Source organism: Enterobacter soli ATCC BAA-2102, from assembly GCF_001654845.1.
Classification (GTDB): Bacteria; Pseudomonadota; Gammaproteobacteria; order Enterobacterales; family Enterobacteriaceae; genus Enterobacter; species Enterobacter soli.
In genome coordinates this window covers 268,324-291,625 of record NZ_LXES01000040.1, presented here as the reverse complement: position 1 = coordinate 291,625, position 23,302 = coordinate 268,324, and the positions used below count along the sequence as shown (strand labels likewise).

The following is a 23,302-nucleotide window of genomic DNA, read 5'->3' as shown; positions in this document are numbered from 1 at the left end:
TGACGTCGCCATCAAAATTACCACTACAGTAAGTGATGGTTGCATAAGCGTGTAGCTAGACAACAGCAGACATTTGGGGCCAGTTCAGCGCCCCTTTTAACCTCCCCATCATGTATTTCTCCCCCTATTTTCACCCCAGGACTTGCTACCGGTTTAATCGGATATCGATCACATTTACACCGCCCAAATATATCCATGCCATCTATAGGTGATATCATCCGTCGCGTTAAACACTGCAAATCTACCGAGGCTTTGATGCTGGAGAATGTAATCATCTGATAATCAGCTTTCCGACCCATTATGGCCGGACTGGTTATCAATGCGCCGAAAATGAATGTGAACACGTCTTCGTGTTCGCACATTAAGCTCATGATGATTATAAAGGTTTTCCAGTATGAATTTATCCCGTCAGGAACAGCGTACCCTGCACGTTCTCGCAAAAGGTGGGCACATCGTCCACGTCCGTAATTCTTCAGGCCGTATTACCGCAGTCGAATGCTATAGCCGTGAAGGCTTACTGCTTACCGACTGCTCTCTCGCCGTATTTAAAAAACTCAAAACGAAGAAACTCATTAAGTCCGTGAAGGGTCAGCCCTATCGAATTAATGCTTCCGGACTGTGCAACGTACGAGCCCAGGTCGACAACCGTTAGGAGAAGCGATGAAAGACTTAATAGATATCCCACGTATCTTTACCATTAGCGAAAGAGAACATCGTATCCATAACCCTTTTACACCTGAAAAGTACGCAACACTGGGACATGTTTTACGCATGAAATCAGGGACACGAATTCTCGATCTTGGCAGTGGCTCTGGTGAAATGCTTTGCACCTGGGCAAGAGACCATGGTGTTACCGGAACTGGCATAGACATGAGCCCGTTGTTTACCTCTCAGGCGATAACACGCGCCGAAGAACTCGGTGTAGCTAACCACGTACAATTCATTCATAACGATGCAGCGGGTTTTGTCTCGGAAGAAAAGTGCGATATAGCAGCTTGTGTAGGGGCGACATGGATCGCCGGCGGCGTGCCTGGAACAATAGCCCTGTTACAACAAAGCCTGAAACCTGAAGGGATGATACTTATTGGAGAACCCTTCTGGCGTGAGGTGCCGAAGACTGAAGCGGATGCGCAAGCATGCGGTGTAACATCTGTCACTGATTTTCTCACGCTTTCTGATCTGGTCGCCTCATTTGGGGAACTCGGTTATGACGTGGTAGAAATGGTGCTGGCCGACCAGGAAGGCTGGGACAGATATGAGGCCGCTAAGTGGATGACGATGCGGAGGTGGCTGGATGAAAATCCAGATGATGATTTTGCGTGCGACGTTCGTAATGAGCTAACGTTGTCGCCAACACGTCATGTCACCTGGACCCGTGAGTACTTTGGTTGGGGTGTTTTCGCATTGATGTCACGATAAAATGAGTCAGCCGGTATAGTTTCTCAACTATACCGGCACTGTGGGCGGATATATATCCCCCACAGTGGCCATGAAGGCAAAACCAGGTAGTTAACGTATTGATTTTTCGGTGAGACTTAATGAAAAAGCTGTTTGTGCAGTTTTATCTTCTGCTGTTTGTCTGCTTCCTGGTAATGACCATGCTGGTCGGACTGGTCTATAAATTCACCGCCGAACGTGCGGGCAGACAGTCGCTGGATGATTTGATGAAAAGCTCGCTCTATCTGATGCGCAGCGAATTACGCGAAATCCCGCCACACGACTGGGCGAAAACCTTAAAAGAGCTGGATCTGAATCTGTCCTTTGATCTGCGTATCGAGCCGATGAAGGATTTTGACTTAGAGCCACCGGCCATGCAGCGACTGCGCGACGGGGATATTGTCGCACTCGACGAAAAATACACCTTTATCCAGCGTATTCCTCGCAGCCATTATGTGCTGGCAGTGGGGCCGGTGCCCTATCTCTATTATCTGCATCAGATGCGGTTGCTGGATATGGCGCTGCTGGCGTTTATCGCCATTTCTCTGGCTTTCCCGGTCTTTATCTGGATGCGCCCACACTGGCAGGATATGCTGAAACTCGAATCCGCGGCGCAACGCTTTGGTGAAGGGCATCTGACCGAGCGCATCCATTTTGACAGCGGTTCCAGCTTTGATCGTCTGGGCATCGCGTTCAACCAGATGGCCGATAACATCAATGCGTTGATAGCCAGTAAGAAACAGCTGATCGACGGCATTGCCCACGAATTACGTACTCCGCTGGTGCGCCTGCGCTATCGGCTGGAAATGAGCGAAAATCTTACCGAGGCGGAGTCTCAGGCGCTTAACCGCGATATTGGCCAACTCGAAGCGCTGATTGAAGAGTTGCTGACCTACGCACGTCTCGACCGCCCGCAAAACGAACTGAATCTCAGCACCCCCGACCTTCCCGTCTGGCTGCAAACCCATATTGATGACGTGCAGAGCGTTAACCCGCAACGCGCACTGCTGACGACCATTACGCCCGGTGATTACGGCGCGCTGGATATGCGCCTGATGGAGCGTGTTCTCGATAACCTGATGAATAACGCCATGCGTTACAGTGAAAGTACGCTGCGCATCCGTTTAGATTTACAGGGCAGTCAGGCCAGTTTATCCGTTGAAGACGATGGGCCAGGTATTGCCCCGGATGAACGAGAAAAAGTCTTTGAGCCGTTTGTGCGCCTTGATCCAAGCCGCGACCGTGCAACAGGCGGCTGTGGGCTGGGGCTGGCCATTGTCTATTCTATCGCACAGGCGATGGGCGGTACGGTTCACTGTGGCGAGAGCGAACTGGGCGGTGCGCAGTTCTGCTTTAGCTGGCCTGTCTATCACAACATCACCCTTCCCGTTCCTGCCTGACATTAACCGCACGCTGGCCTGACCCGGCGTGCTGTGCTATATCATTAAGTATGTTGTAACTAACAAAGGGTAATCATGGCGACCTACGACCTTATCGAACGGCTAAACACTACATTTCGGGAAATGGAGCACGAGTTACTCACTCTGACCGAGCGTTTGCAGACCTGCCGCTTACTGGCGGCGCGCGTGTTTACCCTGCCGGAGGTTGGCAAAGGGGCTGAACACGACCCGCTCGACACCATCGAGGTGAAACAGCACATCGGTAAAGCCGCGCTGGAGCTCACCCTCCTTCACTATCGTCGCCTGTTTATCCAGCAGCAGTCAGAAAACCGCAGCAGCAAGGCTGCCGTCCGTTTGCCTGGGGTTATCTGCCTGCAAACCGATACCGCCACACGGGAAGCGCTGGAAACCCAGATTGCGCATATCAATGCCCTGAAAGCGGCGTTTGAGAAGATAGTCACTGAAGAGTCGGGGTTAGCCCCTGCCGCCCGTTTTGAATGGGTCCACCGCCAGTTGCCTGGGCTGATTACCCTGAATGCCTACCGGACCCTGACGGTACTACGCCAGCCTGCCACGCTGCGGTTTGGCTGGGCGAACAAGCACATCATCAAAAACTTCACCCGCGATGAGATCCTCGCCCAGCTTGAAAAGAGCCTGAAAGCCCCGCGCACGGTGGCTCCGTGGTCACGGGAGCAGTGGATTGAACGCCTGGAGCAGGAATATCACAGCATTGCGTCTTTACCGGCGGACACGCGCCTTAAGATAAAGCGCCCGGTAAAAGTGCAGCCTATCGCTCGCGTCTGGTATTCGGGACAACAAAAACAGGTGCAATACGCCTGCCCGACGCCGCTGATTGCACTTTATGATGCCGATCAGGGCGCGGTGGTACCGGATATTGGTGAACTGCTGAATTACGATGCCGAAAATGTTCAGCATCGTTATAAGCCTCAGGCGCAGCCGCTACAGCTGATCATTCCACGGCTGCACCTGTATGTGGCGGAGTGATTATTTCAGGCTGCCGACCATATCCTGCGGACGAACCCAGGTGTCGAACTCGGCTTCTGTCAGATAGCCGAGCGCCAGCGCCGAAGCCTTGAGCGTCAGCCCCTCTTTATGGGCTTTTTTAGCAATTTCAGCCGCTTTGTCGTAACCGATATGGGTATTGAGCGCGGTGACCAGCATCAACGACTCGTTCAGCAGCTGGCTGATACGATCGTGATTTGGCTCGATCCCCACCGCACAGTGCTCATTGAAACTTTCCATACCGTCTGCCAGCAGGCGAACCGATTGCAGCACGTTGTGGATGACCATCGGGCGGAAGACGTTCAGTTCAAAGTTACCGGATGCGCCCCCCATATTCACGGCCACATCGTTACCCAGCACCTGACAGCAGAGCATGGTCATGGCTTCGCACTGGGTCGGGTTCACTTTTCCTGGCATGATCGAGCTGCCCGGCTCATTCTCCGGGATGCTGATTTCGCCAATACCGCAACGCGGGCCAGAAGCAAGCCAGCGCACGTCGTTGGCAATTTTCATTAACGAGGCCGCCAGCCCTTTCAGTGCACCGTGGGTATGCACCAGTGCATCGCAGGTAGCGAGTGCCTCAAACTTGTTTGGCGCGGTGACAAACGGCTGTCCGGTGATATCCGCCAGCTCTTTGGCCACGCGTACCGCATACTCAGGATGCGTATTTAACCCGGTGCCAACCGCCGTGCCACCCAGCGCCAGCTCCGCCAGGTGCGGCAGGCTGTTATCAATGTGCTTAAGATTATGTTCGAGCATAGCAACCCAGCCGGAAATCTCCTGGCCGAGAGTCAACGGCGTGGCATCCTGAAGGTGTGTACGGCCAATTTTGACGATCGTACTGAACGCCTGCGATTTTTCGTTGAGGGTCTTTTTCAGTACATTCAGCTGCGGGATAAGTTGTTCTCGGATGGCGATCACCGCCGCCACGTGCATTGCCGTCGGGAAGACATCGTTAGAGCTTTGACTCTTGTTCACGTCATCGTTCGGGTGAACCTTGCGCTCCATGCCGCGCACGCCGCCCAGCAGTTCGCTTGCGCGGTTTGCCAGCACTTCGTTCATGTTCATGTTGCTTTGCGTGCCGGAGCCGGTCTGCCAGATGGCAAGAGGGAATTCTTCGGGGTGTTTACCTGCCAGCACCTCATCAGCCGCGTTGATGATGGCCGAGGCTTTTTCTGCCGCCAGCAGCCCTAAGTCCTGATTCACTTTGGCGGCAGCGCGTTTGGTCAGTGCCAGCGCCTGAATCAGCGAAACGGGCATTTTCTCTGTTGAGATGCGGAAATGCTCCAGCGAACGCTGGGTTTGTGCGCCCCATAGCTTATCGGCCGGGACGTCGATCGCGCCCATAGAATCTGTTTCGCGACGATGCGTTGTCATTACTTTCTCCTTGATAACAAAGATGGGATTACTCACATGCTTAAGAGATAAGTATTGATGGCTTCTGAATGACTGTATGGCGCTTTGTGCGCTCTTTAATGTGCCGGGTGGCGCTAACGCCACCCGGAATGTCACAGAACTACTTTACACAGGCCGAACACTGGGAAGACTGGATCTGTTTGAAGAAGTCATTGCCTTTATCATCCACCAGAATGAATGCCGGGAAATCTTCCACTTCAATTTTCCAGATAGCTTCCATACCCAGTTCCGGGTACTCCACGCACTCCAGGCTCTTGATGCTGCCCTGCGCCAGTACCGCTGCCGGGCCACCGATGCTGCCCAGGTAGAAGCCGCCGTGTTTATGGCAGGCATCCGTCACCTGCTGGCTACGGTTACCTTTCGCCAGCATGATCATGCTGCCGCCGTTGGCCTGCAACTGGTGAACGTAGGAATCCATTCGACCTGCGGTGGTTGGACCTAACGATCCGGAAGCATAACCTTCAGGCGTTTTGGCCGGGCCTGCGTAGTAAATCGGGTGATCTTTAACGTACTGCGGCAGACCTTCGCCATTGTCCAGGCGCTCTTTCAGTTTCGCATGGGCGATGTCACGTCCAACAATAATGGTGCCGTTCAGTGACAGACGGGTCGAAACCGGATACTGCGAAAGCTGCGCCAGGATCTCACTCATCGGGCGGTTCAGGTCAACGTGTACCGCTTCACCCTCGCCCGCTTTACGCAGTTCTTCCGGGATATATTTACCCGGGTTGTTTTCCAGTTTTTCGATCCAGACACCGTCGCGGTTGATCTTCGCTTTAATGTTGCGATCCGCAGAACAAGAAACCCCCATCCCTACCGGACAGGATGCACCGTGGCGCGGCAGGCGGATCACGCGGATATCGTGGGCGAAGTATTTGCCGCCAAACTGCGCGCCCAGCCCCAGGTTTTGCGCTTCCTGCAACAGTTCCTGCTCAAGCTGCACATCACGGAACGCCTGGCCGTGTTCGTTACCTTCCGTCGGCAGGCCGTCGTAGTATTTGGTCGAGGCGAGCTTAACGGTTTTCAGCGTGCTTTCAGCAGACGTCCCGCCAATCACAAATGCAATGTGATACGGCGGACATGCCGCAGTACCCAGCGTACGCATCTTCTCCACCAGGTAATTTTTCAGCTTGCCCGGCGAGAGCAGCGCTTTCGTTTCCTGATAGAGGTAGGTTTTGTTGGCAGAACCGCCACCTTTGGCGATGCACAGGAATTTGTACTCGTCGCCATCCACGCTGTAGAGATCGATCTGCGCAGGCAGGTTAGTGCCGGTATTGACCTCTTTGTACATATCCAGCGCCGCGTTTTGCGAATAACGCAGGTTGTCTTCGATATAGGTGTTATACACGCCGTGCGCCAGCGCCGCTTCGTCACCACCGCCGGTCCAGACACGCTGGCCTTTTTTACCGGTGATAATGGCCGTGCCGGTGTCCTGGCAGGTCGGCAGAATGCCTTTGGCGGCGATATCGGAGTTACGCAGGAATTGCAGTGCCACGTACTTGTCGTTTTCGCTGGCCTGTGGGTCGCTCAGGATATCGGCAACCTGCTGCTGATGTGCTGGACGGAGCATAAAGGAGGCATCATGAAACGCGTGTTGCGCCAGTAAGGTCAGCGCCTGCGGATCCACTTTAAGGATCTCCTGCCCTTCGAATTCAGAGACAGAAACATGATCGCGGGTTAACAGGTAATATTCGGTCTGATCCTTACTGAGGGGAAAAGGATCTTGATAATGAAAGGGTTTGTTCGACATTGTTCTCTCACTTACTGCTTCGGTCTGATTATTTGGGCAGGCGTTCCGCTGCCCGCTTAAAAGCGAGTTAGCCTATCCTACACAATTTTTTAACAAAAACTGAGACTAGTACGACTTTTTACATCCGAAGGTTACTTCCACACGGTTTATTGCTTTAATACCCGGAGTTAATTCCACCTTTTGAATCAGGGCTTGATAATGCAAAAACTCATCAACTCAGTGCAAAACTACGCCTGGGGAAGTAAAACTGCGTTAACGGATCTCTACGGTATCGCGAACCCCAACAACCTGCCGATGGCAGAGCTGTGGATGGGCGCTCACCCGAAGAGCAGCTCAAAAATTGAAGACGCCAGCGGTCAGACACGTTCCCTGCGTGACGTGATAGACGCCGATAAAGCGGCGTTGCTGGGCAGCAAGGTTGCCAGCCGTTTTGGCGAGCTGCCGTTCCTGTTTAAAGTGCTGTGTGCCGACCAGCCGCTTTCCATTCAGGTTCACCCGAACAAGAAAGCCTCTGAAATTGGCTTTGCGAAAGAGAACGCCGCGGGTATTCCACTGGATGCCGCAGAGCGTAACTACAAAGATCCTAACCACAAGCCTGAGCTGGTTTTTGCATTGACTCCGTTCCTGGCAATGAACGCATTCCGCGAATTCTCAGAGATTATTTCTCTGCTGCAACCTGTCGCAGGGGCGAATAAAGCCATCGCCCACTTCCTGCAAAATCCGGACGCTGAAGGGTTGAGCCAGCTGTTTGCCAGCCTGCTTAGCATGCAGGGCGAAGAAAAAGCGCACGCGATCGCGGTACTGAAAGCCACGCTGAATAGCCAGCAGGGCGAGCCGTGGGACACCATTCGCGTGATCGCAGAGTTTTACCCGGATGACAGCGGTCTGTTCTCCCCGCTGCTGCTGAACGTAGTGAAGCTTAATCCAGGCGAAGCGATGTTCCTGTTTGCTGAAACCCCACACGCCTACCTGCAAGGTGTGGCACTGGAAGTGATGGCAAACTCCGATAACGTGCTGCGCGCTGGCCTGACGCCGAAGTACATCGATATCCCGGAACTGGTTGCTAACGTGAAGTTTGTCGCTAAACCTGCGGCAGAGCTGCTGACGCAGCCGGTGAAAAAAGGTGCGGAGCTGGACTTCCCGATCCCGGTGGACGATTTTGCGTTCTCTCTGCATGACCTGAGCCAGGCAGAAACCGCCATTGCCCAGGAGAGCGCGGCGATTCTGTTCTGCGTAGAAGGTGAAGCCGTTCTGCATAAAGACGCGCAGCGCCTGGTGCTGAAACCAGGGGAGTCTGCCTTTATTGCCGCCAATGAATCACCGATTAGCGTAAGCGGCACCGGCCGACTGGCGCGTGTTTTCAATAAGCTATAAGCACTTACTGAATTTTTTAACAACTCTTGCTAAGCTAGTTGAAGACTTTATATCACCGGGCGGTTTTTACCGCCTGGTTTCATTTTAGGGATAGTCGCAATGAAAAAATCGGTCGTAGCGGTTGGGGTTATTGTTGCATTAGGCGTGGTCTGGACAGGGGCATCCTGGTTCACCGGAAAACAGCTGGAAGGTCGTCTGGCTGAGATGGTGGCGCAGGCCAATAGCGAAATCAAACGTAGCGCGCCAGAAGCTGGCGTGGAACTGAGTTATCAAAACTATCAGCGCGGCGTGTTTACCAGCCATATGCAGCTGGTCGTCAAGCCGGTGGCAGGTAATGACACCGCGTGGCTGAAACCCGGCCAAAGCGTGGTACTGGACGAAGTCGTGAGCCACGGCCCCCTCCCGCTGGCACAGCTGGCCTCTTTCAATCTGATCCCGTCAATGGCGTCGGTAAAAACCGTTCTGGTGAATAACGACATCACGAAACCGCTGTTCGATATTGCGAAAAATACCTCGCCATTTGAGATTGATACCCGCATCGGTTATGCCGGAGACACCAGCTCAAATATTGTGCTGAAAGCGCTGAACTACGAAAACGGTAACGAGAAAGTGGCCTTCAGCGGCGGCCATTTCCAGCTGGACGCCGATCGTGACGGCAACGTCTTCACCCTGACCGGTGAAGCGCAGAGTGGCCTGGTGAATGCGGTTAACGAGTACGACCAGAAGGTTCAGCTCACGTTCAACAACCTGAAAGCTGACGGCAACAGCCGCATGACCAGCTTTGACGAGCGCATTGGCGATCAGAAAATCAGTCTGGAAAAGCTCGCCATCGCGGTTGAAGGTAAAGAGATGGGCGTGCTGGAAGGGATGGACCTGAACGGCAAAACCGATGTATCCAAAGACGGTAAGAGCATCAATACCCAACTGGATTACAGCCTGAAAAGCCTGAAGGTACAAAATCAGGATCTGGGTACCGGTAAACTGTCGCTGAAAATTGGCAACATTGACGGTGCCGCATGGCACGAGTTCAGCCAGAAATACAGCAAAGAGAGCCAGGCGCTGTTGACGGATGCCGCACTGAAACAAAACCCTGAAGTTTATCAGCAGCAGGCGATGGCAGTGCTGTTCAACAATCTGCCAATTCTGCTGAAAGGCGATCCGGTGATTACCATTGCGCCGCTGAGCTGGAAAAACAGCAAAGGTGAAACCAGCTTTAACCTATCGCTGTTCCTGAAAGATCCTTCCACCGCCACGGGTGAGCCACAGACGCTGGCCCAGGAAGTGGACCGCACCGTGAAATCGCTCGACAGCAAGCTGACGATTCCGATGGATATGGCCACCGAGCTGATGACCCAGGTCGCGAAGCTCGAAGGTTATGGTGATGAGGATGCCGGTAAGCTGGCGAACCAGCAGGTGAAAGGCCTGGCGGCGATGGGCCAAATGTTCCGCATCACCAAACTGGAAGACAACACCATTTCAACCAGCCTGCAATATGCAAACGGCCAGGTGACGCTCAACGGCGATAAAATGCCGCTGGAAGATTTTGTCGGAATGTTCGGGATGCCTGCGTTGGGAATGCCAGAACCGGCGGAACCAGCCGATCCGGCAGCGCCAGCAGCACCGGCTGTGCCGCAGCAATAATCGACATAAGCCCCTCGCGAGGGGCTTTTTTATGGCTGGAAATCAACACCCTGCTGCCAGCGATTTTCCCAGTGTGCCAGGTACTTCTGCGCCAGTTCAGGCGCATGGTGGATAACAATGACATTCTCGGAATTCAGATATTCGGCTGATTTCGCGAAGTTAAACGAGCCGGTTTCAACAGTGTCCCCATCAACAACGATCGTTTTGTCATGCTGAATGCGGTAGTGATTATCCGTGCGCAGCTTTACGCCGTTTTGAGTGATATAACGCATGGCCGCCAGGCTTTTGGCACTGGTGTTTCCCTCTTCATCAATCACCACCCGCACATCCACCCCGCGCTTTTGCGCGTCCACCAGCGCGGTCATCACATCAGGCGCGCTAAAAGAGAACGCCATCATACGAATCGACTTCTTCGCCTTATTGATGGTTTTAAGTACAAGCGCCTGCGCCCCGCCTTCAGGAGAGAATCCAACTTCGATATCGCTGGAGGCGTAAGAAACAAGCGGGATAAAGGTTAATGCCAGAAGAGTCGTGAGGATCCGCATGGGCAAGCCTGGTGAAAAAATGAGGTGGAGAATATGCCTTGTTTTGATGCGCACATGGTTGATCCGGATCACACTTTATTGCCGGGTGGCGGCTGCGCCTTACCCGGCCTACGAACAGCAAACGTAAACCGGGCTGAAGACTACTTCACCGGCACCAGACGAGCTGCCACAATCTGATGCCCGGCCTGTACCTCGGTGTTGTCGATACGCTGCATGATTCGGTCAGCCAGCGTGTGCCCCATCTCGCGTGCGGGTGTGGTTGCCCAGACGATGGGCAGATCGTCCAGCGCATTTTCGCCGACATCGGCAAAAGCCCCTAACGCTACCTGCTGACCAAAGAAAGTTTCAACGCCCCCTTCACCGCTCTGACGCCCCGCACGGATAAGGCCAAACCATGCCCCCATCGCAATGGTATCGTTGTAGCAAATCACGGCGCTGATCGTAGGGTTACGGCGCAACATGGCCCCAATCACTTCGGCGGCCTGTTTCTGGCTGGATTCACACTCCACCACCCATTCACTGTGGAACGGCAGCCCATATTTAATCAGCGTGGCGCAATATCCCCCCACCCGTTCAGCCCGCGTCAGGGAGGAGCTTTTCCCGCCCAGCCAGGCGATGCGCTGATGGCCGCGACGAATAAGATGTTCGGTCAGCATTTGTGCCGCCTGCATATTGTCGGGCCGCAGCGTATCGGCTTCGTCAAGGTAACTGGCACGCGATGCAAACACCAGCGGTACGCCTTTTGCGGCGGCCCGCTCGCACAGTTCACTGCCGACACCGGACGCCCCGGCGATAATCACACCATCAACACCCTGCGTCAGCAGCATATCCAGCCGCTGAAGAAGCTGGTCGGCCTCGCGCCCGCCGTGCAGTAAAAATACCATCCGCCCCTGCGCTTCCAGCGCTTCAGTCAGCCCGGCGGTCAGTTCGGCGTAAAACGGTGAGGTCAGATCGCGCACAATCAAACCAATCACACCGCTTTGTCCGCCGCGAAGCGCCGATGCCTGGCGATTACGCACAAAACCCAGCTGCTCGACAGCCTCGTTAACTCGCTGACCCGTGGCGGAAGAGATGCGCCCTTTTCCGCTCAGAACCAGCGAAACGGTGCTGACAGACACGCCAGCCGCCAGTGCGACATCGTTGATAGTGATTTTTTTCGCTACAGCCATGTGTTGGCGTGACTCCCTGATAATGAGATCGGTAAAACGTTTTATCAATACGTTATCTTTATACTCTCTGCCAAAGCCTGAGAATGTGATTTAGCGCGCACTAAAGTTTGATAAAACGTTTTATCTTCTCGCAGCATTGAAGCAGATAAACCTATTTTAACAATAAAGGAGTCGTTTTATGACGGCGAAAGCAGCACAAAAAATATCGCTGTGGGAATTTTTCCAGCAACTGGGTAAAACCTTTATGCTGCCCGTGGCACTCCTCTCCTTCTGCGGGATCATGCTGGGGATCGGCAGCTCACTGAGCAGTAATGATGTTATTACGTTGATCCCGTTCCTCGGCAACCCTGTGTTGCAGGCGATCTTCATCTGGATGAGTAAGGTCGGCTCCTTTGCATTTAGTTTCCTGCCGGTGATGTTCTGTATCGCTATCCCGCTGGGGCTGGCGCGCGAAAACAAAGGCGTTGCCGCCTTCGCCGGGTTTGTCGGCTACGCGGTGATGAACCTCGCCGTTAACTTCTGGCTGACGGCAAAAGGCATCCTGCCAACAACCGATGCCGCCGTACTGAAAGCGAACAATATTCAGAGCGTCATTGGTATTCAGTCTATCGATACCGGTATTTTGGGTGCGGTGATCGCGGGCGTCATTATCTGGATGCTGCACGAACGCTTCCACAATATCCGCCTGCCGGATGCGCTGGCGTTCTTCGGCGGCACGCGCTTTGTCCCGATTATTACCCTGGTGGTGATGGGCCTGTTTGGTCTGATCATTCCTCTGATTTGGCCAGTTTTTGCGCTGGGCATTAACGGTATCGGCCGCATCATTAACGGTGCCGGTGATTTTGGCCCGATGATCTTCGGTACGGGCGAGCGTCTGCTGCTGCCGTTCGGCCTGCAACATATTCTCGTGGCGCTGATCCGCTTTACCGAAGCGGGCGGTACCATGGATGTGTGTGGTCACGATGTCAGCGGTGCGTTGACCATCTTCCAGGCGCAGCTGAGCTGCCCGACCACTCACGGCTTCTCTGAGAGCGCAACCCGCTTCCTGTCACAGGGTAAAATGCCAGCCTTCCTCGGCGGCCTGCCAGGTGCGGCGCTGGCGATGTACCACTGCGCACGCCCAGAAAACCGTCATAAAATTAAAGGTCTGCTGATTTCCGGCGTGATTGCCTGCGTGGTGGGTGGCACAACCGAGCCTATCGAATTCCTGTTCCTGTTTGTTGCGCCGGTGCTGTATCTCATCCACGCGGTGCTGACCGGTCTAGGCTTTACCGTTATGGCGGTGCTGGGCGTGACTATCGGTAACACCGACGGCAACGTGATCGATTTCGTAGTGTTCGGCATCCTGCACGGCCTGTCGACCAAATGGTATCTGGTGCCGGTGGTGGCGGCTATCTGGTTCGCGGTGTACTACGGGATCTTCCGCTTTGCTATCACCCGCTTCAACCTGAAAACTCCGGGTCGCGATGCGGATACCGCCACCAGCGTTGAACAAGCCGTTGCCGGTACGGTGGGCAAATCCGGCTATAACACCCCTGCTATTCTGGCGGCGTTGGGCGGTGCGGATAACATTACCTCACTGGATAACTGTATTACCCGCCTGCGTCTGTCGGTTAACGATATGTCGAAGGTCGATACCAATGCCCTGAAAGCCAACCGCGCCATCGGTGTGGTACAGTTAAATCAGCATAATTTGCAGGTTGTCATCGGCCCGCAGGTGCAGTCAGTCAAAGATGAGCTGGCGACCCTGATGCGAACAGTAGAAGCCTGATGCCTCACCCCCTCTTCGTGAGGGGGTTTTACTTTAAGGACCAACGCGATGTTTGATTTTTCTACCGTTGTAGACAGACACGGCACCTGGTGCACCCAGTGGGATTATGTTGCCGACCGTTTCGGCGCCGCCGACCTGCTGCCGTTTACCATTTCGGATATGGATTTTGCCACCGCGCCCTGCATAACCGAGGCATTACATCAACGCATCAGCCACGGTGTATTCGGCTACAGCCGCTGGAAAAACGATGAGTTTCTTGCCGCCGTGGCACACTGGTTCCAGCAGCGCTTTAACAGCCGCATTGATCCTGAGTCCATTGTTTATGGCCCATCGGTCATTTACATGGTGTCGGAGCTAATTCGTATCTGGTCAGACGCGGGCGACGGCGTTGTGGTACATACTCCGGCCTATGATGCCTTTTACAATGCCATCAACGGCAATCAGCGCACCGTGGTGCCCGTGGCGATGGAGAAAGATGCCGCAGGCTGGCAGGGCAATATGGCAGCACTGGAAGCCGCTCTCGCCAGGCCGGAAAACAAAATCCTGCTGCTGTGCAGCCCGCAGAACCCAACGGGTAAAGTATGGACGCGGGAAGAGCTGCACAAAATGGCAGAACTGTGCGCGCGATATGACGTGGCAGTCATCAGCGATGAAATCCATATGGATATGGTGTGGGGTGAGCACCGCCATACCCCGTGGAACGAGGTTGCACTCGGGAAATGGGCGCTGCTGACCTCTGGATCCAAGAGCTTTAACATTCCGGCGCTTACCGGTGCATACGGTTTGATTGGCGATAATGATAGCCGCACTGCCTACCTGAGCGCGCTGAAAGGCCGCGATGGGCTATCTTCCCCTTCCGTGCTGGCGCTGACCGCGCACATTGCGGCTTATGAGCAAGGCGCTCCCTGGCTGGATGCTTTACGCCGTTATCTGGAAGAAAACCTGCACTATGTTGCGCGTGAATTGAACAGTGCTTTTCCGAATCTGAACTGGCAGCCGCCTCAGGCGACTTATCTTGCCTGGATAGATCTCAGCCCTCTGGGGATTGATGACAAAGCACTGCAAAAAGTCCTGATTGAGCAGCAAAAAGTTGCCATCATGCCAGGATATACCTACGGCGAAGAGGGCAACGGTTTTGTACGCCTTAACGCCGGATGCCCGCGCAGTAAGCTTAAGCAAGGGGTTCAGCGGCTCATCGCCGGGATTAACACGCTGCGCTAATTGATTTGCGCAACGGAATATTCCATTGCGCAAATAGCTTTTTGCCTCGTTTTGTTTTTATAATATGGCGCACTTTAACCAGAAAAGAGTGCGACCATGATTGATACAAGCCTTCCTTTAACTGATATTCATCGTCACCTTGACGGTAACATTCGTGCCCAAACCATTCTCGATCTTGGCCGCCAGTTCAATTTAACTCTTCCTGCTCAAACACTTGAAACCTTGATCCCGCATGTTCAGGTCACGTCGAATGAACCGGATCTGGTCAGTTTCCTGAGCAAGCTCGACTGGGGCGTGAAGATGCTGGCCTCCCTGGATGCCTGCCGCCGTGTTGCTTTCGAAAACATTGAAGATGCTGCGCGTAACGGCCTGCACTACGTCGAACTGCGTTTTTCACCAGGCTATATGGCGATGACCCACAACCTGCCTGTGGCTGGCGTGGTTGAAGCGGTGATTGCAGGCGTGCGTGAAGGCTGCAAGGCCTTCGACGTACAAGCCCGTCTGATTGGTATTATGAGCCGTACGTTCGGTGAAGCGGCCTGTTTGCAGGAGCTGGAAGCGCTGCTCGCGCACCGTGATCAAATCACCGCCATTGACCTGGCGGGCGATGAACTGGGCTTCCCGGGCAGCCTGTTCCTCTCCCACTTCAACCGCGCACGTGATGCCGGCTGGCACATTACCGTCCATGCGGGGGAAGCTGCTGGTCCGGAAAGCATCTGGCAGGCTATCCGCGAGCTGGGCGCCGAGCGTATTGGTCACGGCGTTAAAGCCGTTGAAGATCGCGCTCTGATGGATTTCCTTGCCGAACAGCGCATCGGGATTGAATCCTGCCTGACGTCCAACATCCAGACCAGCACCGTGCCCACGCTTGCACAGCATCCGCTGAAAACCTTCCTGGAGCACGGCGTACTGGCATCGCTGAACACTGATGATCCGGCGGTACAGGGTGTCGATATTATTCACGAATATACCATTGCCGCACCGCAGGCCGGTCTGAGCCGCGAACAGATCCGCCAGGCGCAGATTAACGGGCTGGAAATTGCCTTCTTAACGCCTGCGGAAAAACAGGCGCTGAAAGACAAAGTGGCTCGCGGCTAAGCCATGTGCCGGGTAGCGTGTGCCTGCCCGGCCCTTAGCGTTATGCCAGACAAAGCGTTGCGCGATGTTTGGCAGATTCAATCCCCAGCTCAATCAGCTCCATAATCTGAATGGCCTGGCTTGCCGGAACCGGATTTTCCCCCGTGCCATTTAGCGCATCGCGGATCCCCGCATAATAAGCCGGGTAGTTGCCGGGCATCGTCAGTAGGGTTTCCTGAACCTGTTCCTCACCTTCGAAGCGCGTGAATACACCATCGCGCATATCGTAGCCCCAGTCTTCCTGTGGCAGACGTTCACCATTTTTCAGACGGTCTTCTTGCGGGTCCAGACCAAACTTCACGTAGCTGCCGCGGGTACCGTGGATGATATAACGCGCAGATTCCGCAGCCGCCAGCATGGTGGCGTGCAGGACAATGCGCCGTTGCGGATAACTTAATATCGCATGGAAGTAATCTGTTGTCTGCGCTCCCGGCCGCAGCTGTGCCAGGTCAACGGTCAGGCTCACCGGCAAACCAAACAGATTCACTGCCTGATCGAGCAAATGCGGCCCTAAGTCGTACCAGATACCGCTCCCGGGGCCAGCCTGCTCGCGCCAGCGGTCACGCACCTGAGGACGGAACCGGTCAAAGTGCGATTCGAAATACGCAATTTCGCCGAGCGCGCCTTCGTTTATCAGCGATTTGACGGTGAGAAAATCACTGTCCCAGCGGCGGTTATGAAATACTGAAAGCAACCGACCCGCACTTTTCGCCTGCGCATCCAGCTCTCTTGCTTGTGACAACGTCACGGTAAAGGGTTTATCCACCACCACATGTTTACCCGCTTTCATTGCGGCTTTTGCCAGCGGGAAGTGGGTATCGTTTGGCGTGGGGATCACAATCAAATCAAGATCCGGATTGTTAAACAGATGCTTTGGCTCAGAAACCACAGGAACCGATGGCCAGTCGGCATGGACTTTTGTTGCATCGCTGCTTGAAATCGCGGCCAGTTCCATTCCTGAAGTTCCGGCAATCAGAGGGGCGTGAAATGTTTTACTCGCGTACCCATAACCAATAAGCCCGACACGGATGTTGTCATTCATATTGTTACCCTCTCAGCTGATGTTCTTATTTCACACTGGCTATTCTGATGTCTGAACAGATTAATAATGTACCATATGACTTAAAATAGCATCCTGTGCCGGTTATTTTTGTTACATAGATTTAACCTGCTGATTTTCTTTAAGGAAACCGTTCCCAAAGCGCTTGCCGTGGCGAATGTTGCGCTGTAACATTTGCAATCTGTATTTATGGATAAATTACAAACACGAATCATGACGTCAATAATTAATCGAATCATTGAATTAGCGGGATGGATTGTCCTTGGAGTTTCGGTCGTGTTGCTGGGTGTTGCCAGCCATATCGATAACTACCAGCCGCCGGAGCCTGTCACAGTCGCACAACCGAAATAACCTCAACGCGGTAATAAAGAGTGACATATTATGTCAGTTTCATATTGCCAGCCGTGTTGAACAGGGTTAACCTTCTCATCCAGGCATCGTCTGATGCCTGAATCATTCAGCAAAGAAAACTCCTAATTTAGTCGCATTACCTGAGTGGGCAGTTTACGTCTTTATTAATCCGTTTATTATTCGAACGAATTACCTTTACTGGTATTACTCACTTTTATATGGAAACTCATTAATATGACAGTTCAGGACTATTTATTAAAATTTCGCAAGATCAATTCGCTTGAGAGCCTGGAAAAACTGTTTGACCATCTGAACTACACGCTGTCGGATAATCAGGAAATCATCAATATGTATCGCGCAGCCGATCACCGCCGTGCAGAGCTCGTCTCTGGTGGCCGGTTGTTCAATGTTGGCGAAGTTCCTAAGTCTGTATGGCGTTACGTACTATAAGAAAGTAGCCATCCGCGCGAAATGTTATATACTCTGCGCCCTGCAAATTGGCTATATAACGTTTCGCGCAGACTTATGGGAGAGAACATGACCGCATCGCCTGGAGAAAAAATCGGAGGCTGGTTAATCGCCCCGCTGGCATGGCTGCTGGTTGCATTATTAAGCGCATCTCTGGCGCTTCTGCTCTACACCACCGCACTGATTACCCCTCATGCGATCCAGACCCTGATGTCTCAGAGTACTGGCAAAATTGCGCTGTGGTTTGCGTCGTTCGTCTTCGCGATAGGCATGTGGTATTACACCCTGTGGCTGACCATCGCCTTCTTTAAGCGCCGTCAGAGTGTGCCTAAACACTATATTATCTGGCTGCTGATCTCTGTGCTGCTGGCGGTGAAAGCCTTTGCTTTCTCACCCGTGTCTGATGCGCTGGCCGTTCGTCAGCTGCTGTTCCCGTTGCTGGCGGCATCACTGTTGGTCCCCTATTTCAAACGCTCGTCGCGCGTGAAAAAAACCTTCGTGAACCCGTAATAACCTTACAGTTATCCTGTTGTCGCCTGTTCTGGTTTATCAGATAATGGGCGGCTTTTTTATTTCAGGCTGAATAATGACCGATTACTTACTGCTCTTTGTCGGAACTGTGCTGGTTAACAACTTCGTACTGGTGAAGTTCCTTGGCCTGTGCCCGTTTATGGGTGTGTCCAAAAAACTGGAAACAGCAATGGGCATGGGGCTGGCGACTACCTTCGTCATGACGCTGGCGTCTATTTGCGCCTGGTGGATTGATACCTGGATACTCATCCCGCTGGGTTTAACCTATCTGCGTACGCTGGCCTTTATCCTGGTTATCGCGGTTGTGGTGCAATTTACCGAAATGGTGGTGCGCAAAACCAGCCCGGCGCTTTATCGCCTGCTGGGCATCTTCCTGCCTCTCATTACCACCAACTGCGCCGTACTTGGCGTGGCGCTGCTGAATATCAACCTCGGGCATAATTTCATGCAATCGGCGCTGTACGGTTTCTCCGCAGCGGTCGGTTTCTCGCTGGTTATGGTGCTGTTTGCCTCTATTCGTGAGCGCCTGGCGGCAGCGGATATCCCTGCGCCGTTTCGCGGAAATGCCATTGCGCTGGTGACCGCAGGTTTAATGTCTCTGGCCTTTATGGGCTTTAGTGGTCTGGTGAAGTTGTAATGAATGCTATCTGGATTGCCATCGCTTCTATCAGCGTACTGGGATTAGTGTTTGGCCTTATTCTGGGCTATGCCTCCCGCCGCTTCGCGGTTGAGGACGATCCGGTTGTTGAAAAAATTGATGAGCTTTTGCCGCAAAGCCAGTGTGGCCAGTGCGGCTATCCTGGCTGCCGCCCTTATGCAGAGGCGGTCGGTGTGCAGGGTGAGAAAATCAACCGCTGTGCGCCAGGTGGTGAAGCGGTAATGCTGAAAATTGCCGCGCTGCTTAACGTTGATCCGCAGCCTGCTGATGGCGATGCGGATGTGCAGGAGCCCGTTCGCGCACTGGCGGTTATTGACGAAGCAAACTGTATTGGCTGCACCAAATGTATTCAGGCGTGTCCTGTCGACGCCATTGTCGGCGCAACCCGCGCCATGCACACCGTTGTGGCGGATTTGTGCACCGGCTGTAACCTCTGCGTCGCGCCTTGCCCGACGCAATGTATCGAGTTACGCCCGGTCGAAACGACTACCGATAGCTGGAAGTGGGATCTTCAGACCATTCCGGTTCGCATCATTCCTGTGGAACAACATGCTTAAGTTATTTTCTGCTTTCAGAAAAGAGAAGATTTGGGACTTTGATGGCGGCATTCATCCGCCAGAAATGAAAACCCAGTCTAACGGCACCCCGCTGCGTCAAATTCCGCTGGCGACCCGCTACGTTATGCCGCTGAAACAGCATATTGGCGCTGAGGGTGAGCTGTGTGTGAAAGAAGGCGATATCGTCCTGCGCGGCCAGCCGCTGACCTTTGGTCGCGGACGTATGCTGCCCGTACACGCGCCAACTTCCGGTAAAGTGGTGTCGATTGCACCGCACACCGTTGCGCATCCTTCTGCGCTCTCTGAGCTGAGCGTCATTATCGAAGCTGATGGCGAAGACCGCTGGATCGACCGCGATAGCTGGAGCGACTACACCGCCCGCAGCCGCGATGCGCTCATTGAACGTATTCATCAGTTTGGCGTGGCCGGTCTTGGCGGCGCGGGCTTCCCGACGGGAAGCAAACTGCGCGGCGGCGGCGATAAAATCCAGACCTTAATTATCAACGCTGCGGAATGCGAGCCTTACATCACCGCGGATGACCGTCTGATGCAGGATTGTGCTGCGCAGGTTGTGGAAGGTATTCGCATCCTCGCCCACATTCTGCAACCGCGCGAAGTGCTGATCGGCATTGAAGATAACAAACCGCAGGCGATTTCCATGCTGCGTGCGGTGCTGGCAGGCAGCCACGACATTGGCCTGCGCGTTATTCCAACCAAGTATCCTTCCGGCGGCGCAAAACAGCTGACGCAGATTTTGACCGGCAAACAGGTTCCGCACGGCGGGCGCTCGTCCGACATCGGCGTACTGATGCAAAACGTGGGTACCGCCTATGCGGTGAAACGCGCGGTTATTGACGGCGAACCGCTGACTGAGCGTGTTGTCACCCTGACCGGTGAATCGGTTTCTCGCCCGGGTAACGTCTGGGCACGTTTAGGCACACCGGTGCGTCACCTGCTGGAGCAAGCCGGTTTTTGTGCCGGTAGTGAACAGATGGTGATCATGGGCGGCCCGCTGATGGGCTTTACCCTGCCCTGGCTGGATGTCCCGGTCGTTAAAATTACTAACTGCCTGCTCGCCCCTTCTGCTACCGAGATGGGTGAAGAGCAGGAAGAGAAAGGCTGTATTCGCTGTAGCGCCTGTGCTGACGCTTGCCCGGCTGATCTTTTGCCACAACAATTGTACTGGTACAGCAAAGGCCAACTGCACGATAAAGCCACGGCACACAATCTTGCCGACTGCATAGAGTGCGGCGCCTGTGCCTGGGTATGCCCAAGCAACATTCCGCTGGTGCAGTACTTCCGCCAGGAGAAGGCTGAAATTTACGCCATCTCGATGGAAGAGAAACGTGCGGCAGAAGCAAAAGCCCGCTTTGAAGCGCGTCAGGCCCGTCTTGAGCGTGAGAAAGCGGCGCGTCAGGAACGCCATAAACAAGCCGCCGTGCAGCCCGCAGAGAAAGATCAGGATGCGATTAACGCCGCTCTGGCGCGCGTTCGCGAGAAAAAAGCCTCGGCCACTCAGCCCGTGGTGATCCCGGCGGGGGCAAAACCGGATAACAGTGAAGTCATTGCCGCACGCGAGGCGCGTAAGGCAGAAGCCCGTGCTCGTCAGGCGGAAAAAGCGCAAAGCGCACAGCCGGAAATAGCAGCCGACCCGCGTAAAGCGGCCGTCGAAGCGGCCATTGCCCGGGCCAAAGCGCGTAAAGCTGAACAACAGGACGTTGTAGTGGCACCAGAAGCACCGGTTGATCCGCGCAAAGCCGCTGTTGAAGCCGCTATTGCCCGGGCCAAAGCACGCAAAGCTGAACAACAGGACGTTGTAGTGGCGCCTGAAGCACCGGTTGATCCGCGCAAAGCCGCTGTCGAAGCGGCTATCGCCCGGGCCAAAGCGCGCAAAGCAGAACAACATGTACAACAAGCAGAGCCTGAAGCCCCTGTTGACCCGCGTAAGGCGGCTGTCGAAGCCGCCATCGCCCGGGCTAAAGCCCGTAAAGCGGCACAACAGGAAGAGCAGCCTCAAGCCGCAAATGACGATCCACGCAAAGCCGCAGTCGCTGCCGCGATTGCGCGCGTTCAGGCAAAGAAAGCCGCGCAGCAAGCAGTTAACGAGGATTAAATGGTTTTCAGAATCGCAAGTTCCCCTTACACCCATAACCAGCGCCAGACATCGCGCATTATGATGCTGGTTTGCCTGGCGGCCCTGCCGGGTATCGCCGTGCAGTTTTGGTTTTTCGGCTGGGGAACCCTTTTCCAGTTAGTCCTGGGTTGTGCTACCGCATTAGCGGCCGAAGCGCTGGTTCTGAAATTGCGCAAGATAGATGTCACCCGCATTCTCGGCGACAACTCAGCGCTGTTGACCGGCCTGCTGCTGGCCATCAGTATCCCGCCCTTCGCTCCGTGGTGGATGGTGGTACTGGGCACCGTGTTTGCCGTGATTATCGCAAAACAGCTCTACGGCGGCCTGGGGCATAACCCGTTTAACCCGGCGATGATCGGCTATGTGGTGTTGCTTATTTCTTTCCCGGTGCAGATGACCAGCTGGCTGCCACCGCATGAAATTGCTGCAACCGTGCCTGGTTTTATGGATGCGTTCCACGTTATTTTCACCGGCCACACGGCGCTGGGTGCGGATATGAACACACTGCGTATGGGTGTGGATGGCATCAGCCAGGCGACTCCGCTGGATACCTTTAAAACCTCACTTCACGCCGGGCACAGCGTTGAGCAGATCATGAAATCGGCCATCTACAGCGGCGTGCTCGCCGGAGCAGGCTGGCAGTGGGTGAATCTGGCTTATCTGCTGGGTGGCGTGTTCCTGCTGTGGCAGAAGGCAATTCGCTGGCATATTCCGCTCAGTTTCCTGGTGACACTCGCCATCTGCTCCACCCTGGGCTGGGTATTTTCTCCGGAATCCCTGGCCAGCCCGCAGATGCACCTGCTCTCAGGTGCGACCATGCTGGGTGCCTTCTTCATTCTGACCGACCCGGTGACCGCATCGACCACCAACCGTGGCCGTTTGATCTTCGGTGCCCTGGCGGGGCTGCTGGTGTGGCTTATCCGCAGCTTTGGCGGCTATCCTGATGGCGTGGCGTTTGCTGTCCTGCTCGCCAACATCACCGTTCCGCTTATTGACTACTACACGCGTCCGCGCGTGTACGGCCACCGCTAGGAGCCTGCTATGCTGAAAACGATGCAAAAACACGGCGTCACGCTGGCCATCTTCGCTGCGGTGCTGACCGGGCTGACGGCGCTGGTGAATGCGCTGACCAAAACGACCATTGAAGAACAGGCGACAAAGCAACAGAAGGCCCTGTTCGACCAGGTTATCCCGGCAGAATTCTACGATAATGACCTGCAAAAAAGCTGTTTTGTGGTTCAGGCAGCCCCGTTAGGGAAAGGTTCGCACCGGATTTTTATCGCTCGTAAAGGGGATAAAGCCGTGGGTGCCGTGATGGAAGCCACCGCGCCAGACGGATACTCCGGGGCCATACAGCTGCTGGTCGGCACTGATTTCTCTGGTACGATTCTGGGTACGCGTGTGACAGAGCACCACGAAACACCCGGTCTTGGTGACAAAATTGAGCTGCGCTTAAGCGACTGGATTTTGCATTTCGCCGGCAAAGTGATCCATGGTGAAGATGATACCGCCTTTGCGGTGAAGAAAGATGGCGGCGAATTCGACCAGTTTACCGGCGCCACCATCACCCCGCGTGCGGTGGTCAACGCCGTAAAACGAGCCGGGCTGTATGCCGAAACGCTGCCCGCGCAGATCAACAATCTTCCGGCCTGTGAGGAGTAA

The 23,302-nt window shown here is 54.4% G+C and carries 22 protein-coding genes; 17 read left to right on the top strand and 5 right to left on the bottom strand.

Translation table 11 applies throughout. From position 1 onward, the window contains the following. Window positions 1-394 precede the first annotated feature (394 nt). The 4 genes from M987_RS15330 (at window position 395) to tus (ending at window position 3,842) form a co-directional block, all read left to right on the top strand. Entirely contained in the window at window positions 395-652 is a 258-nt protein-coding gene (locus tag M987_RS15330) for a YjhX family toxin (protein WP_014070006.1), read from the top strand. Between the two features lie 20 nt (window positions 653-672). After that, on the top strand, window positions 673-1,419 hold the full coding sequence (locus tag M987_RS15325) for a methyltransferase domain-containing protein (protein ID WP_041162222.1): 747 nt from the start codon (window positions 673-675) through the stop codon (window positions 1,417-1,419). Between the two features lie 119 nt (window positions 1,420-1,538). Then, window positions 1,539-2,837: a two-component system sensor histidine kinase RstB gene (gene rstB, locus M987_RS15320; RefSeq protein WP_014070004.1), complete on the top strand. Its 1,299-nt coding sequence runs from the start codon at window positions 1,539-1,541 to the stop codon at window positions 2,835-2,837. A gap of 75 nt (window positions 2,838-2,912) precedes the next feature. Beyond that, on the top strand, window positions 2,913-3,842 hold the full coding sequence (gene tus, locus M987_RS15315; protein WP_014070003.1) for a DNA replication terminus site-binding protein: 930 nt from the start codon (window positions 2,913-2,915) through the stop codon (window positions 3,840-3,842). Here tus and fumC read toward each other — a convergent pair whose 3' ends face one another. Further along, a complete protein-coding gene (fumC, locus tag M987_RS15310) occupies window positions 3,843-5,237 on the bottom strand; it encodes a class II fumarate hydratase (protein ID WP_014070002.1) in 1,395 nt (464 codons plus the stop codon). Window positions 5,238-5,376: 139 nt separating this feature from the next. Then, a complete protein-coding gene (gene fumA, locus M987_RS15305; RefSeq protein ID WP_014070001.1) occupies window positions 5,377-7,023 on the bottom strand; it encodes a class I fumarate hydratase FumA in 1,647 nt (548 codons plus the stop codon). Between the two features lie 198 nt (window positions 7,024-7,221). On the opposite strand from fumA, the gene manA reads away from it, so the two are divergent. Beyond that, a complete protein-coding gene (manA, locus tag M987_RS15300; RefSeq protein WP_014070000.1) occupies window positions 7,222-8,397 on the top strand; it encodes a mannose-6-phosphate isomerase in 1,176 nt (391 codons plus the stop codon). A 99-nt stretch (window positions 8,398-8,496) separates the two neighbouring features. Continuing rightward, window positions 8,497-10,038 carry a YdgA family protein gene (locus M987_RS15295; protein ID WP_014069999.1) on the top strand — a complete coding sequence of 514 codons (1,542 nt, stop codon included), beginning with the start codon at window positions 8,497-8,499 and terminating at the stop codon, window positions 10,036-10,038. A 29-nt stretch (window positions 10,039-10,067) separates the two neighbouring features. Here the strand turns inward: M987_RS15295 and M987_RS15290 are convergent, their stop codons facing one another. Continuing rightward, window positions 10,068-10,583 carry a phospholipase D family nuclease gene (locus M987_RS15290; protein ID WP_014069998.1) on the bottom strand — a complete coding sequence of 172 codons (516 nt, stop codon included), beginning with the start codon at window positions 10,581-10,583 and terminating at the stop codon, window positions 10,068-10,070. Window positions 10,584-10,723: 140 nt separating this feature from the next. After that, entirely contained in the window at window positions 10,724-11,752 is a 1,029-nt protein-coding gene (locus M987_RS15285; protein WP_014069997.1) for a Mal regulon transcriptional regulator MalI, read from the bottom strand. Window positions 11,753-11,930: 178 nt separating this feature from the next. On the opposite strand from M987_RS15285, the gene malX reads away from it, so the two are divergent. The 3 genes from malX to add all read left to right on the top strand — a co-directional run bounded on the left by malX (window position 11,931) and on the right by add (window position 15,842). Further along, window positions 11,931-13,523: a maltose/glucose-specific PTS transporter subunit IIBC gene (gene malX, locus M987_RS15280; protein WP_014069996.1), complete on the top strand. Its 1,593-nt coding sequence runs from the start codon at window positions 11,931-11,933 to the stop codon at window positions 13,521-13,523. Between the two features lie 48 nt (window positions 13,524-13,571). After that, the gene (locus M987_RS15275) at window positions 13,572-14,744 is read left to right on the top strand and encodes a MalY/PatB family protein (RefSeq protein WP_014069995.1); all 1,173 of its coding nucleotides are present in this window, start codon (window positions 13,572-13,574) and stop codon (window positions 14,742-14,744) included. A gap of 96 nt (window positions 14,745-14,840) precedes the next feature. Next, entirely contained in the window at window positions 14,841-15,842 is a 1,002-nt protein-coding gene (gene add, locus M987_RS15270) for an adenosine deaminase (protein ID WP_014069994.1), read from the top strand. A gap of 40 nt (window positions 15,843-15,882) precedes the next feature. Here the strand turns inward: add and M987_RS15265 are convergent, their stop codons facing one another. Further along, window positions 15,883-16,923 (bottom strand): oxidoreductase, encoded by a 1,041-nt coding sequence (locus tag M987_RS15265; RefSeq protein ID WP_014069993.1) that lies wholly within the window; start codon window positions 16,921-16,923, stop codon window positions 15,883-15,885. 243 nt (window positions 16,924-17,166) lie between these two features. Between M987_RS15265 and blr the strand changes: the two genes are divergently transcribed. The 8 genes from blr to rsxG all read left to right on the top strand — a co-directional run bounded on the left by blr (window position 17,167) and on the right by rsxG (window position 23,302). Further along, window positions 17,167-17,292 (top strand): division septum protein Blr, encoded by a 126-nt coding sequence (blr, locus tag M987_RS15260; protein WP_168162139.1) that lies wholly within the window; start codon window positions 17,167-17,169, stop codon window positions 17,290-17,292. A 234-nt stretch (window positions 17,293-17,526) separates the two neighbouring features. Then, window positions 17,527-17,742 (top strand): transcription modulator YdgT, encoded by a 216-nt coding sequence (gene ydgT, locus M987_RS15255; protein WP_006174966.1) that lies wholly within the window; start codon window positions 17,527-17,529, stop codon window positions 17,740-17,742. 87 nt (window positions 17,743-17,829) lie between these two features. Next, entirely contained in the window at window positions 17,830-18,270 is a 441-nt protein-coding gene (locus M987_RS15250; protein WP_014069991.1) for a DUF2569 domain-containing protein, read from the top strand. Window positions 18,271-18,346: 76 nt separating this feature from the next. Continuing rightward, on the top strand, window positions 18,347-18,928 hold the full coding sequence (rsxA, locus tag M987_RS15245; RefSeq protein ID WP_008500564.1) for an electron transport complex subunit RsxA: 582 nt from the start codon (window positions 18,347-18,349) through the stop codon (window positions 18,926-18,928). Further along, entirely contained in the window at window positions 18,928-19,506 is a 579-nt protein-coding gene (gene rsxB, locus M987_RS15240) for an electron transport complex subunit RsxB (protein ID WP_014069990.1), read from the top strand. Before rsxA ends, rsxB begins: the two co-directional genes overlap by 1 nt. Then, on the top strand, window positions 19,499-21,619 hold the full coding sequence (gene rsxC, locus M987_RS15235) for an electron transport complex subunit RsxC (RefSeq protein ID WP_014069989.1): 2,121 nt from the start codon (window positions 19,499-19,501) through the stop codon (window positions 21,617-21,619). The genes rsxB and rsxC overlap by 8 nt, the downstream gene beginning before the upstream one ends. After that, a complete protein-coding gene (gene rsxD, locus M987_RS15230) occupies window positions 21,620-22,672 on the top strand; it encodes an electron transport complex subunit RsxD (protein WP_014069988.1) in 1,053 nt (350 codons plus the stop codon). It abuts the gene before it with no gap. A 9-nt stretch (window positions 22,673-22,681) separates the two neighbouring features. Beyond that, window positions 22,682-23,302 (top strand): electron transport complex subunit RsxG, encoded by a 621-nt coding sequence (rsxG, locus tag M987_RS15225; RefSeq protein WP_014069987.1) that lies wholly within the window; start codon window positions 22,682-22,684, stop codon window positions 23,300-23,302.

Coding starts and splice junctions, on each gene's coding strand:
- manA (WP_014070000.1), top strand. CDS start 7,222: ATGCAAAAACTCATCAACTCAGTGCAAAACTACGCCTGGGGAAGTAAA.
- M987_RS15275 (WP_014069995.1), top strand. CDS start 13,572: ATGTTTGATTTTTCTACCGTTGTAGACAGACACGGCACCTGGTGCACC.
- fumA (WP_014070001.1), bottom strand. CDS start 7,023: ATGTCGAACAAACCCTTTCATTATCAAGATCCTTTTCCCCTCAGTAAG.
- M987_RS15295 (WP_014069999.1), top strand. CDS start 8,497: ATGAAAAAATCGGTCGTAGCGGTTGGGGTTATTGTTGCATTAGGCGTG.
- rsxG (WP_014069987.1), top strand. CDS start 22,682: ATGCTGAAAACGATGCAAAAACACGGCGTCACGCTGGCCATCTTCGCT.
- M987_RS15285 (WP_014069997.1), bottom strand. CDS start 11,752: ATGGCTGTAGCGAAAAAAATCACTATCAACGATGTCGCACTGGCGGCT.
- M987_RS15290 (WP_014069998.1), bottom strand. CDS start 10,583: ATGCGGATCCTCACGACTCTTCTGGCATTAACCTTTATCCCGCTTGTT.
- rsxD (WP_014069988.1), top strand. CDS start 21,620: ATGGTTTTCAGAATCGCAAGTTCCCCTTACACCCATAACCAGCGCCAG.
- M987_RS15250 (WP_014069991.1), top strand. CDS start 17,830: ATGACCGCATCGCCTGGAGAAAAAATCGGAGGCTGGTTAATCGCCCCG.
- add (WP_014069994.1), top strand. CDS start 14,841: ATGATTGATACAAGCCTTCCTTTAACTGATATTCATCGTCACCTTGAC.
- fumC (WP_014070002.1), bottom strand. CDS start 5,237: ATGACAACGCATCGTCGCGAAACAGATTCTATGGGCGCGATCGACGTC.
- M987_RS15265 (WP_014069993.1), bottom strand. CDS start 16,923: ATGAATGACAACATCCGTGTCGGGCTTATTGGTTATGGGTACGCGAGT.
- malX (WP_014069996.1), top strand. CDS start 11,931: ATGACGGCGAAAGCAGCACAAAAAATATCGCTGTGGGAATTTTTCCAG.
- rsxA (WP_008500564.1), top strand. CDS start 18,347: ATGACCGATTACTTACTGCTCTTTGTCGGAACTGTGCTGGTTAACAAC.
- M987_RS15330 (WP_014070006.1), top strand. CDS start 395: ATGAATTTATCCCGTCAGGAACAGCGTACCCTGCACGTTCTCGCAAAA.
- tus (WP_014070003.1), top strand. CDS start 2,913: ATGGCGACCTACGACCTTATCGAACGGCTAAACACTACATTTCGGGAA.
- rstB (WP_014070004.1), top strand. CDS start 1,539: ATGAAAAAGCTGTTTGTGCAGTTTTATCTTCTGCTGTTTGTCTGCTTC.
- rsxB (WP_014069990.1), top strand. CDS start 18,928: ATGAATGCTATCTGGATTGCCATCGCTTCTATCAGCGTACTGGGATTA.
- rsxC (WP_014069989.1), top strand. CDS start 19,499: ATGCTTAAGTTATTTTCTGCTTTCAGAAAAGAGAAGATTTGGGACTTT.
- ydgT (WP_006174966.1), top strand. CDS start 17,527: ATGACAGTTCAGGACTATTTATTAAAATTTCGCAAGATCAATTCGCTT.